Origin of the sequence: Caldicoprobacter faecalis (assembly GCF_900115765.1) — a bacterium.
GTDB classification, from domain to species: domain Bacteria; phylum Bacillota; class Clostridia; order Caldicoprobacterales; family Caldicoprobacteraceae; genus Caldicoprobacter; species Caldicoprobacter oshimai.
Window position 1 is genome coordinate 1 of sequence record NZ_FOXR01000045.1, and the last position, 12,010, is coordinate 12,010.

11 protein-coding genes and 1 pseudogene are annotated in these 12,010 nt (G+C 44.6%); 5 read left to right on the forward strand and 7 right to left on the reverse strand.

Annotated features, from left to right (window positions below):
* Positions 1 to 131: 131 nt before the first annotated feature.
* On the reverse strand, positions 132 to 368 hold the full coding sequence (locus tag BM241_RS11070; RefSeq protein WP_092282797.1) for a hypothetical protein: 237 nt from the start codon (positions 366 to 368) through the stop codon (positions 132 to 134).
* A 293-nt stretch (positions 369 to 661) separates the two neighbouring features.
* On the opposite strand from BM241_RS11070, the pseudogene BM241_RS13310 reads away from it, so the two are divergent.
* Positions 662 to 1,774: pseudogene (locus tag BM241_RS13310) on the forward strand (transposase); the annotation flags it as partial.
* 406 nt (positions 1,775 to 2,180) lie between these two features.
* Here the strand turns inward: BM241_RS13310 and BM241_RS11085 are convergent.
* Together BM241_RS11085 and BM241_RS11090 are read right to left on the reverse strand one after the other, a co-directional pair.
* A complete protein-coding gene (locus BM241_RS11085; protein ID WP_092282800.1) occupies positions 2,181 to 2,696 on the reverse strand; it encodes an ECF transporter S component in 516 nt (171 codons plus the stop codon).
* A gap of 241 nt (positions 2,697 to 2,937) precedes the next feature.
* Positions 2,938 to 5,592, reverse strand: a complete 2,655-nt coding sequence (locus BM241_RS11090; protein WP_242948393.1) for a calcium-transporting P-type ATPase, PMR1-type — start codon at positions 5,590 to 5,592, stop codon at positions 2,938 to 2,940.
* A gap of 677 nt (positions 5,593 to 6,269) precedes the next feature.
* Here BM241_RS11090 and BM241_RS11095 point away from each other — a divergent pair.
* From BM241_RS11095 to BM241_RS12255, 3 genes are all read left to right on the forward strand, one after another.
* Positions 6,270 to 6,524 carry a FeoA family protein gene (locus BM241_RS11095; RefSeq protein ID WP_092282801.1) on the forward strand — a complete coding sequence of 85 codons (255 nt, stop codon included), beginning with the start codon at positions 6,270 to 6,272 and terminating at the stop codon, positions 6,522 to 6,524.
* A complete protein-coding gene (gene feoB, locus BM241_RS11100; protein WP_092282802.1) occupies positions 6,506 to 8,365 on the forward strand; it encodes a ferrous iron transport protein B in 1,860 nt (619 codons plus the stop codon). Before BM241_RS11095 ends, feoB begins: the two co-directional genes overlap by 19 nt.
* A 141-nt stretch (positions 8,366 to 8,506) precedes the next feature.
* Complete coding sequence (locus BM241_RS12255; protein ID WP_143094094.1) at positions 8,507 to 8,689, forward strand: hypothetical protein; 183 nt, start codon at positions 8,507 to 8,509, stop codon at positions 8,687 to 8,689.
* Between the two features lie 69 nt (positions 8,690 to 8,758).
* On the opposite strand, the gene BM241_RS11105 is transcribed toward BM241_RS12255, so the two are convergent.
* Entirely contained in the window at positions 8,759 to 9,208 is a 450-nt protein-coding gene (locus BM241_RS11105; RefSeq protein ID WP_025747039.1) for a hypothetical protein, read from the reverse strand.
* A 230-nt stretch (positions 9,209 to 9,438) separates the two neighbouring features.
* Between BM241_RS11105 and sfsA the strand changes: the two genes are divergently transcribed.
* The gene (sfsA, locus tag BM241_RS11110; protein WP_092282803.1) at positions 9,439 to 10,125 is read left to right on the forward strand and encodes a DNA/RNA nuclease SfsA; all 687 of its coding nucleotides are present in this window, start codon (positions 9,439 to 9,441) and stop codon (positions 10,123 to 10,125) included.
* Positions 10,126 to 10,157: 32 nt separating this feature from the next.
* On the opposite strand, the gene BM241_RS11115 is transcribed toward sfsA, so the two are convergent.
* The 3 genes from BM241_RS11115 to BM241_RS12700 are packed head-to-tail and all read right to left on the reverse strand — an operon-like array spanning position 10,158 to position 11,845.
* Positions 10,158 to 11,183, reverse strand: a complete 1,026-nt coding sequence (locus BM241_RS11115; protein ID WP_092282804.1) for a dienelactone hydrolase family protein — start codon at positions 11,181 to 11,183, stop codon at positions 10,158 to 10,160.
* 33 nt (positions 11,184 to 11,216) lie between these two features.
* Entirely contained in the window at positions 11,217 to 11,561 is a 345-nt protein-coding gene (locus BM241_RS11120; RefSeq protein ID WP_025747042.1) for a putative ABC exporter domain-containing protein, read from the reverse strand.
* An 11-nt stretch (positions 11,562 to 11,572) separates the two neighbouring features.
* Positions 11,573 to 11,845 carry a hypothetical protein gene (locus BM241_RS12700; RefSeq protein ID WP_092282805.1) on the reverse strand — a complete coding sequence of 91 codons (273 nt, stop codon included), beginning with the start codon at positions 11,843 to 11,845 and terminating at the stop codon, positions 11,573 to 11,575.
* Positions 11,846 to 12,010: the final 165 nt, after the last annotated feature.

The window sequence follows — 12,010 nt, forward strand, 5'->3', positions numbered from 1 at the left end:
AAAATTTCAGAATCAATGGTAATATTGTATTGAGCCATTTCTCATCCCTCCAGTTAGTTTTGGTTTTTACATTTTAATTCTAACCAGAGGGGTGGGGGTGGCTCAACCCCTTTTTACACAATTATATGGACTTAACTGCTGCTCTTTTGGACCTCTATCTCGAGGTCTCCCTGTACATCATCGCCCTTATTCTCGATATCCACCGCAATAGGAGTCCAGTTTCCAAGACTGAAGCGCCCTTCAAAGCCCATTTTGGCTTCCATGACGATACCATTGTCGTCATCGGCATGTGCAACGCTAAAGTTGTCCGAACCTAACTGCATCAACAGCGTTAAAAAGGCAAATACCATTATCGTTACTCTTTTCACACCATTCCCTCCACCCAGAATCTATTTGCTACGTTACATTTCTCACTCGCCTATTCGATACGGTCAGGCATACTACCTATTTCTTCTCCCTTTCATAGATTATATCATCAATTACATCTCAAAAAACAAATAAATGATAAAAAATTTGTTAAAAATGATTTAAAAAGTAAATTGAAAATTTAACTTCCACCCCCATGGCTATGAAATGTGGAACTTAATCATGCAAATCAATATGTGGATTTTAATCCTGCAAGATGATATACTACTTCTTCTAAGTATTACCCTTTACAGCAGTGCCTGCCTCAAATAGAAAGGGGCAATTATCATGCCTAAGTTTTAAACACCTTACACTCACTGGGGGGAAGGCTATTGAGAATTATCTCAACAATTCTCTATCCTTCAAAGCCATTGCAACAGACCTTGGTCGGGATTGTACTACTATATCTAAGGAAGTTAGAAAACATATTACACAGAAAAAGACAGGGGCGTACGGCAGAGCATTTAATAATTGTGTCCATCGATTTGACTGTACTCATTCCTATCTCTGTGACAGCGGTAATTGCAGGAATCGTTATTGCCGTTTCTGCTCTAAATGTTACCTGGTGTGTCCTGACTATGAGGAATATATGTGTCCTTTGCTTTCAAAACCACCTTATGTATGTAATAGCTGCAAAAATCTTAAAAGCTGTACACTTAAAAAATCCTTCTATGTTGCAGAAGATGCTCATCAAAAGTATAAACTATTACTCTCTGAATCACGAAGTGGAATATCTGTTGACGAGGAAGAGATTCTACGGCTTGATAACATCATAAGTCCCCTCATTAAAAAGGGACAGTCTTTACACCATATCTGTTCTAATAACAGGGATGTTATTATGCACAGCGAAAGGACTATCTATAACTATGTTGATTATGGGCTTTTTACTGCTAGAAATATCGATCTTCCGAGGAAAGTAGTATATCGGCCAAGGAAGAAATCAGCTGACCATTTTAAAGTTGATAAATCCTGCAGAGTTGGTCGTACCTATGAAGACTTTCTTAACTTTTTAAAAGAACATCCTGATACACCTGTTGTTGAAATAGATACTGTAGAAGGCACAAAAGGTGGGAAGGTCCTCCTTACAATACACTTTATCGGTTCTCAGTTTATGCTGGCATTTATACGAGATGCCAACACTTCTCAGTCTGTCATTGATGTTTTTGAACAACTTTACTTAAAACTGGGTTTGGAAGTTTTTTAAAAGCTTTTTCCAGTTATACTTACGGACAATGGCAGCGAGTTTTCTAATCCTACTGCTATTGAGTTTGATAAAGCTGGGAATCGAAGAACCTATATTTTCTATTGTGACCCTTCTTCCCCATATCAAAAAGGTGCAGTAGAAAACAATCATGAATTAATCCAGAGAAGATATTCAATATGAGACAAAAAGAAATAACCCGTCTTAGAGTCACCGAACAATCTATCGACAAGGTCATAACAATCAAAGAAAATGCTGGACTTTGTGGAAGATTTGCTTGACTGGTTAATTACTGGACTTTAATTTTTCCTGCCATATTTTGGCTTTTCCCAAAATTTTAAAAGCAAAGGATACAAGAGCATACACAATCAATGTATTTATGAATAGCAAGCCTAAATCAATCTTGAGAGATTTATAAAAGTTCAATAAGGTTAATGACCTGTAATATACAGTAAGCCAGTTAAGCGGAAATTCTACTATATAACTTATACTAGTCTTTTCTATGCTATTAATAGACAACAAAACGGTTATCACCACGTTTATAAGAAGCTTATAGTTCATCTCATCTTTGCAATCATAAAATATCCTTGAGCCTCTCCAAAGGCTTGGATAGGGGTAAAAATATCAATGCACCCACCAAGGCCTGGCCTATGTTGGCAAAGAAGTTGGGGATGTTGGCCCGCCAATCCACTATCCTGACTATATACACCTCAAATACATAATACCCCACTGCCATCCACAGCCCAGCAAGGGCAACCCCCAGCAACTTTCTCCTCCAAGACACCCTGCCCTGTGGCACATACAGAAAATAGCCGGCAATACCACCCATTATGCCTTTTATAACGAAGGTGGCAAACATATAGAGCGGATAGCCAAGGTACAGGTCAGACAAAAACGAACCCAAGCCGCTTACCACCGCTGCCATATGCGGTCCCAGAACCAGCCCGCTTAAATAGATTATGCTATCACCGGCGTGATAATAAGCGGCCCTTGCAAAAGGAGAAGGTATCTTGGTAAATGCCGTCACCACAAATACCAAAGCTGCCAAAATCCCTGCCAATACCAGTTTTCGTACGCTCCATGAGCCCATCTCTCATCTACCCCCTGTGCTTAATTAAGGCCTTAGTGTGGCAGGGACATCCATCAGGTAAAACTCCTCTCAGGATAATCCCTGCCACCCCGTCTTGTTGGTATTATACCCTTATTTGGGCTTATGGAGCAAATAACCAATACTTATACTCCATCGCAAATAGTATTATAACGATACAATTATTACCCTTATCCTCAAGGTATACACCCTACACATAATCTTCATCAAAGCTATACAACCATCACTCCTCATCTCTTGTAGTATTGTATCCCAGCAGCTTCACAATCTCCACCACAACCAGCCGTGCCAGAGCAAGAATTGCGACCCATATCCAGTGTTTTAAGTTAAGAGCAGTCACATTAAAAACATCCGAGAGGAAAGGCACTGCCATTACTAAAATCTGAAGCAACCCTGAAATAGCCATGGCTCCTACCACATAACGATTTGTCAAAAATCCAATCTTAAAAATGGAATACTTGTTAGAGCGCACATTCAGCACGTGCACCAGCTCTCCGAAGGTAAGGGCTGCAAAAGCCATTGTTCGCCCAATATCTAGGCCATCTCTGAGGCCTATTGTAAAAGCCGTTAAGGTCAAAACGCCCGTCAAAAAGCCCTGATAAACAATGCGCCTTACCATACCCCTGCTGAAAATTCTGGCATTTGGGTCTCTGGGCTTTTTGTCCATTATATCCCGCTCAGCTGGTTCCATCCCCAGAGCCAGAGCAGGAAAGCTATCGGTCACCAGATTAATCCACAGTATATGTATGGGCAGCAGCGGTTCCTCCCAATTTAACATGGTGGCAATGAATATTACCAGTATTTCTCCCACATTGCACGAGAGCAGATACTGGATTGCCTTCAGAATATTAGCAAATATTATCCTTCCTTCCTCTACCGCCGCGACAATGGTAGCAAAGTTGTCATCGGTAAGCACCATGTCAGCAGCTTCTTTTGCCACATCAGTACCCACCTTGCCCATGGCAGCGCCAATATCGGCGATTTTAAGAGCGGGTGCATCGTTGACCCCATCCCCCGTCATGGCCACTATCTCGCCCCAGGCCTGCCATGCCTTCACAATTCTCACCTTGTGCTCGGGGGAGACGCGGGCATACACGGAAATATCCTTGACGCGTTCCTTGAACTCCTCGTCGCTTAGCCGATCCAGTTCAACGCCGGTGATGGCTTCCTCATCGCGCTCCAATATCCCCAGCTGACGTGCAATGGCCACAGCCGTTATCTTGTGATCGCCCGTAATCATAATAGGTTTTATGCCCGCTCTCTGACATATCTTTATGGCTTCCTTTGCCTCCGGCCGCGGCGGGTCGATCATCCCCACCAGCCCAACGAAAATCAGGCCGTTTTCCAGTTCTTTTTCCTTATCTGTATAATTCAAATCATCCAGGTCTTTGTATGCCATGCCCAAAACCCTCAGAGCGCGGGAGGCCATGTCATCGTTGGCCTTTTGAATCTGCTGCAGGTGGTCCTCCGATATGTCTACGACCTTTCCATCCAGCAATATCCTGTTACACCGCAAAATGAGCCGGTCAGGAGCACCTTTGGTAAATACGCGGTACCCGTTTTCCAGCTTATGTACCGTTGTCATAAGCTTTCTCTCTGAATCAAACGGCAGTTCATCTACCCTGGGCAGATTCGTATCTAAGACATCTTTATCCAGCCCGACTTTTAAACCGAGTTGTACCAAAGCCGTTTCGGTGGGATCCCCAATGGTCTTTTTCTTTTCGCCCTCGACCACCATCTGCGTATCGTTGCACAAAACACCCGTTGTCACCAGCAATTTAAGGTGGTCATCAAGACTTTTTTCTTTTTCAAGCTTATGAGTGCTTAAAAATTGGCCATTGTAATACACCTGCTCCACCGTCATGCGGTTTTGTGTCAGCGTTCCCGTCTTATCCGAACATATGATGGTGGCGCTGCCAAGAGTCTCCACCGCTGGCAGCTTGCGTATAATGGCATTGCGCCTGGCCATGCGCTGTACCCCTACTGCCAGCACTATTGTCACTATAGCCGGGAGCCCTTCAGGTATAGCAGCCACTGCAAGGCTGACAGAGGTCAAGAACATCTGGAAAATCTCTTTGCCGTAGAGTATGCCCACAATGAATATGACACCGCATATGGCCAGGGCCGCTGTTCCCAGGGTCTTGCCTACAACCTCCAAACGCTTTTGAAGGGGTGTCACGGTCTCCTCACTGGTCTGTATCATCTCGGCGATCTTGCCCATCTCGGTATTCATGCCTGTGCCTACCACTATGCCCTTTCCCCTGCCATAGGTCACAATGCTGCCAGAGTAGGCCATGTTCACCCTGTCGCCAAGGGGTACGTCCTCTTTTTCCAGCTTTTGGCTGCACTTTTCAACCGGCACCGATTCGCCGGTGAGCGCCGCTTCCTCTATCTTCAAGTTGGACGTCTCTATAAGCCGGATATCGGCGGGAACAAAGTCGCCGGCCTCAAGCACCACCACATCCCCTGGAACCAGCTGTGATGCCGGGACCACATCGGGCATCCCATTCCTTATGACCTTTGCTGTGGGGGATGCCATTTTCTTTAAAGCCTCCAGGGACTGTTCAGCCTTGTTCTCCTGTACCACACCTAGAACGGCATTCAATACAACGATGAGCAGTATGATAATCGCGTCAGTTATCTCGCCGAGCAAACCCGAGATAATGGCCGCCACTATCAAAACTGCAATCATGAAATCCTTAAACTGGTCCAGGAACATCTGAAAAATCGTCCTTCGCCCTTTTTCCTCCAGTTCATTAGGGCCATACTGTTCCAGGCGGCGGTATACCTCGTCTTTGGAGAGGCCTTTCGAAAACGAAGTTGAAAGCTTCTCTTCAACCTCTTCCTTAGATAAAACATGCCATGCCATTTTTTCCATAAAAATTTACACCCCTCTTGCTTTTGTTTTTGCCACTGTTAGTATTTTGTACAGCTTAACTTATAATACATCTTTGCATACTACTCGGATCGATAATCGCCATAAGATCTGCATAGGTACCTATATAGCTGCTTCATCTTTTTGTACGCCATCTTTTGGAAAGACCAAGCGATTTGAAAATTAAAAACCTTTATCTGACAGCCCTTGGCCAGACAAAGGTCTCATCCTCAGACTTTAAGTCTGCCTTCCAACCGGGCACTGCATAAATTCACTCATAACGCAGTACCGTAATGACGATTGGAAGCATTGCCCTGCTAAAATTCAACCCAGGACAATGGATTACTCCCCTTTACAGTTTCTAGTTTTTAATATTATTATAAGAAAAATTTAGCGCTGTCAATACGCATGAAGCCGGAAAAAACCTTATAATTCTTGTCTGATGCTCTTTTACACTTACCAGTAAAAGATTTTGCCAAAATACATATTGACAATGATTATCATTTACATTAAAATGGAGTTGAAAAAATCAGAGTATTTTACTATGGATTCTAATTGATAATGATTATCGCTTTCAGTTAAGTGATTGGTAGTGTGCACATGCTTTCTATGGTGAAACGTTTCAAAATAAACAATGATGTCTTAAGGTACCAATCATACACTTAGAAGGGAGAGCTGTTATGACGCTGGATCAAGTAAATAAAGGACAAAGGTTTCAAATAATATCAATTCCAGACAAGCACATCAGCGCACAGGCCATACGCCTGGGCATATACGAAGGTGCCAGGCTCACCTGCGTGTATAAATTCCCCGCCGGGCCGGTAATCATCCAAAACGGTATGCAGGAGATAGCTATAGGCAGGGGCCTAGCCAAGAAGATACAGGTACAACTGCTAGACAAGGGGGATGTGAAGCAATGCAGTGCCATAATATGACCGAAAAAATCGATATAAACAAAGAAGCAAAGAAGATCGTACTGGTTGGAAATCCCAACGTAGGAAAATCGGTATTCTTCAACGCCCTCACAGGGTCATACGTGGATGTATCCAACTTTCCTGGAACCACGGTAGACATAAGCTCGGGAAGATACAAGGACATGGTGGTAATGGATACGCCGGGCGTTTACGGAGTATCCTCATTTAACGACGAAGAGCGGGTTGCTAGAGATGTTATACTGTACGCCGACATCATTCTAAACGTGGTTGACGCTCTACATATAGAGCGTGACCTGTTTCTCACACAGCAGATTATAGACATGGGCAAGCCGGTGGTAGTAGCCCTCAATATGATGGATGACGTCAAGAAAAACGGCATAGAGATCGACATTGATAAGCTATCCCAGGAGCTTGGGGTACCGGTAATTCCCACTGTTGCCGTAAAAGGCGAAGGTATTGAAGAAGTAAAGGAGGCACTTGACCGCGCAAGGACCGGTAACAGGCTTCCCATAGTTGAGGAAAACCTGCGCGCTGTTCGCCATATGGTAGACGAGGACTCCGAGGCCCTGCTGGTGCTGGAGGAAGACGAAAACATCATTGCCCGCCACAACATAAGTGGAGTCAAAGGGATGAGGGAGCAAATCTATCAAGCAAGGCGTGAAAGGGTCGACGAAATAGTCAAAAAGGTGGTACACCACACCAACCGCGGCGCTTCTTTCTCCGTGAAATTAGGAAGATGGATGTTATCCCCTTTGACAGGTATCCCGATTCTGCTGGTCGTGCTATGGCTTGTCTATGAATTCGTGGGAGTATTCGTGGCACAGACGGTGGTTGGGTGGACCGAAGAAGTGATCATGGGTGAATATTATTATGAATTCATAATGAAGACGCTGGAGCCCTTACTTGGTACAGAGAGCCTTTTGGCCCAGCTGCTCATTGGTGAATTTGGCGTTCTCACCATGACGCCCATCTATGTATTCGGACTTCTGCTACCTCTTGTAGTAGGGTTTTACTTGGTGCTTTCCATCATGGAAGACTCAGGATATCTCCCCAGGGTAGCGGTGCTCACCGACCGAAGCTTAAACTTGCTTGGATTAAACGGACGAGCCATCATACCCATAATACTGGGGTTCGGTTGCGTTACCATGGCCACCATCACGACGCGCATACTCGGTTCCAGGCGTGAAAGGTTCATAGCTACCATGCTTCTGGGCCTGGCCATTCCCTGCTCTGCTCAGCTGGGAGTAATAGCCGGATTGCTGGGGCCGTTGGGCATTAAGATGGCCGCTCTTTATGTATCAGTAATATTTATAGTCTTCGCGCTCACAGGTACCCTTTTGAATAAGGTTGTTCCCGGAAAGTCCACCGACCTTATGATAGACCTTCCTCCGCTGCGCCTGCCGCGCATCGAGAACGTCCTTAAAAAGACATACGTCAAATCAAAGGTCTTCATCACCGAAGCCGGTCCACTCTTCCTCCTGGGCGCCGTCATAATCACTCTGCTGCAGTACACCGGAATTTTAGACCTGATAGCCAACGGGTTTGCGCCCATCACAGAAGGATTTTTAAAGCTTCCACGTGAAACGGCTGTCGCCTTCATCATGGGGATAATCAGAAGGGACTTTGGCGCCGCTGGCCTGAACGACATGGTGTCAAGAGGCCTGCTGAATTCATCTCAGGTGGTGGTGGCGCTTATAGCCATAACCCTGTTTGTTCCCTGCATAGCCGCCATCATGGTGATTTTCAAAGAGAGAGACTGGAAGGAAGCCCTTCTGATATGGTTAGGGAGCTTCGCAATCTCATTTTTAACAGCAGGAATAGTAGCGCAAGTCATAATATGATCTTGTTAGTGTAAAAAGTCTAGTTTGCTGCTTAAAACGAAATCCGCTTTGCCTTTTTATGCTTTTCGTAGGCTCATTTAATTTGCAATCGCACAATTAAAGTTTATGCTCAATTGAAGAACTTATTGTGAGGTGTTGAATATGCATGTACAGTGTCCCACCTGCAAGATGCTGGTTGATATAGAAAAATACCATCGGTGCCCCAGATGCCACACCTTTGTCCTGCAGCTTTCGGGCTGCGCCGGTTGCAATGGCTGCTCGTTTAAAGCGCTGTGCCCGTCAAAAAACAAGCCAAAGAAAAATAGCGATCCCGCTTCCTCATAACTCTTGCATGAAAAGCTAGAAAAAGTAAGCACTGGCCTTTCGACCAGTGCTTACTTTAAAACAGAATGTTCAATCCTTGGTGCAGAAAACGCCGTCATTTCGGTGCAGCTTATCCACGATACACAGCACAAAAAGCACCAATGATATGATCATGAGGCTTGTGAAAAAGGCACCGATCCCTACAAGGATGACTACAGATATAAATGCTGGGTTGAGCACTATAGAAAGGGCTGCCAGTGCGGAAATCAATGTTCCCAAAATGCCTGCCATCAAACAAGAAATATGGCGTTTGAGGCATTTTGATAAGATCTTTGATTCGGTGTACACCGCCAAAAACACCGCTATTACCAGGATGACCAAGGTCAAAACGGCCAATCCAAATGCAATCCATACAGCTGTTACAATATTGGGGATAAATCCCAACGCAAATAATATGCCAATGATTACCCCTATGGCTATGCTTGTAAGGACGCCAATAAACCCACAAGCCGTAGAATTATATTTTCCGTTATAGCTCACGGTAACTTCCCCCCTTTTTCAATAATACGTCGCATGCGTGACGTATATGCTAATATATCTATTCTTATATCTATTCTACTAGACCCAATTATGTTACAAAAATATATAAAAAAGTATATCTACACAAAATAAAAAAACACGATACAGCGAACCTAAAACAACAGAGTAAGAACTTATAACAAAAGTTTAGAGAGGAGGCAGCAGCATACCCTTTTACCTGCTGGCATGAGATGAAACTGAACTATGATATGCATTATGGCACTTTTATATGCAGACCCAACAGGTTTATCGCCCACGTAAATATATCAGGAGCAGAAGCGGTCTGCCACGTCCCCAATACCGGACGGCTCAAAGAGCTACTGTACCCTGGTGCAGAGGTGGCCGTTTCTTACCACGCTTCATCCAACCGGAAAACCAAATATGAATTACGGATGGTAAAAAAGAAGGGAAGCTGGGTGTCCATAGATTCCCAGCTTCCCAATGCCCTGGCCGTTGAGGCTATATCAGCCGGAACCATCAGCGAGCTGAAAGGCTACAGCGCCATAAATAGAGAAATAATCTACAACAGCAGCCGTTTTGACCTGCAGCTTATCGGAAAGGACATTTGCTTTGTTGAAGTAAAAGGGGTCACTTTAGAATTAGACGGCTGGAGTTACTTCCCCGACGCCCCTACAGAACGAGGCCGCAAACATATCGACGAATTAATACGTGCAACACAAAATGGTCATCGCGCGGTTTTGCTTTTTGTGGTTCAGATAGAATATGCAAAAGGCTTTAGCCCCAATGCCCTTATGGACCCCGCATTTGCACAAAAGGTCAGGGAAGCCGCTGAGGCTGGGGTAGAGGTTTTAGCGTATAGATGTTCGGTATCGCCGTATGAAGTAAAAATCACAGAAAAAATACCTGTAAAAATATAAGCGAAGTAAAAGCTCCGAAATACTCCAACATCTCACAGCCACTTGACAAACCAGTCATACGCTTTTCTCCCTGATATCTGATGCTGGCCTTCAAAGAAGTCCTTATCCAGTCTCTCCCGCGCTCCCAAAATTTCATATATTCTCTCCAATTTAGAGAAAGCCTTTTCAGCAGCTGCTATGGGAAATATAGGGTCCAGAGTACCTGACTCGATAAGCAGAGGCCTTGGAGCGATGAGACCAATTATATCGGGCATTTCGGCATATTGGATTATTCCGGGTATAAAATTGTCTATGCAATGGTATATGGACATTACGCTGTCCTTAAATGTATTTGCATAGCCGCTGATGACCGCAACCTTGATCCTCTCATCTATGGCGCTTGTGAAGGCGCACACCAATCCTCCCCCCGAGATGCCCATGCAGCCCACTCTGTCAGTATCGACTTCGCTGCGGGTTAAGAGGTAGTCTATGGTACGCATGACCTCATACACTCGTATCCCAGCCATTGTCTTACCCATCATCAACAAATTGGTCGATATCTTGTAGCAAGAACTTTCACCCTTATGCGCTTTACGCGCGTCCTCCTCAAGCGTCCTGTCACCAAACCCAAGCAGTTCGGGCGCTATGACTAAAAATCCCCTCTTTACCAGCTCCACAGCAAAATTCTTTTGATATCCAGCATCGCCGATCTTTTCACTGCCATCGAAATTGAGCCCCACCACATCCTTACTTCCGTACCCATGGCCATGGCATGCTACAACAGCTGGCAACCTGCCGGCTACATTTTTGGGGATCAATACATACGCCAACATCTCTAAATCTTCCATAGTGGTAAATGCCACCCGCTGTCTTATATAGCCATCAAGCTCTTTTTGTTCCACAATTCGAGGATTTAAGTCCACTTTTTCCTCCGGAAATCCGCCCAGGCATTCCACAAACACCTTCTTTAAATTATTACGCCATATCTCCCACTCAGATATGGTTTTAGCATTAAAGCTGTATTCGGGCCTGATAGAGCTGTACAACCGTTCCAGAAATTTATCAGGTCTCAACGCCATATTCTAACCTCCTTTCACTCACCATAAATACGTCTAGTTATCTCTCAATTCTAGCCGATCAAATGCTAAATTAGCAAAGGCTAAAAATGCAGCTGATTCCAGAAACATCATAACTGCTGCCGCCAAAACCCCTATCCCCATGCTATCTGTTGCCATTCCTAGAGGTACCGCCACCGCTCCTGCTGGTAGAAGTATCACAATAAACCCTAGCCACTTCACCACTGGCATAATTGACATAAGGTCTGTTTTAGAAGGCAAAACAAGTTGCAACAATAAAGAAGAATAATTCTGCAGAGTTGCAACGCCCATTATAAATAGAATTGAAGCAATGATGTTTAACATGCCCGGTTTTATAAAAATTGAAAGAGGTACAATCATTGCAACAGCTCCTATAAATGTTTTTTTAATACAGTCACCGTACTAACCGCTACCAATTTTTTAATTCCATCACCCGGTATTATATATATGTACATCCTTTTAAGCTCCGAAACCACAGCCGAAATTGTACTCGTTCCCAGCCAGACCCCGTAGGCATACATGAAGGCACCAACAAATATCAAATCTCTATCATTAAGGTCGTACGCTTCCAGGTGCTTTAAAGCAGTGTTTTCCCAATCATCAAGATTGTAAGCAAGGGCGATAAACTTCATGTGTTCCCACACCTTGACTTCTCCCCGCCCTGGAAGGGGCGAGGATTCTTGACAGCTCCGAATTTCAGGCCGTCTTCCCTACTGGGTGGATATTCCACTCAATAGGGCAACACAGGTGTGGTGTGTACCTCACACCTGTGGGGCAAGCCAATAGCCCTACTACCAGGCTTAAAGAGC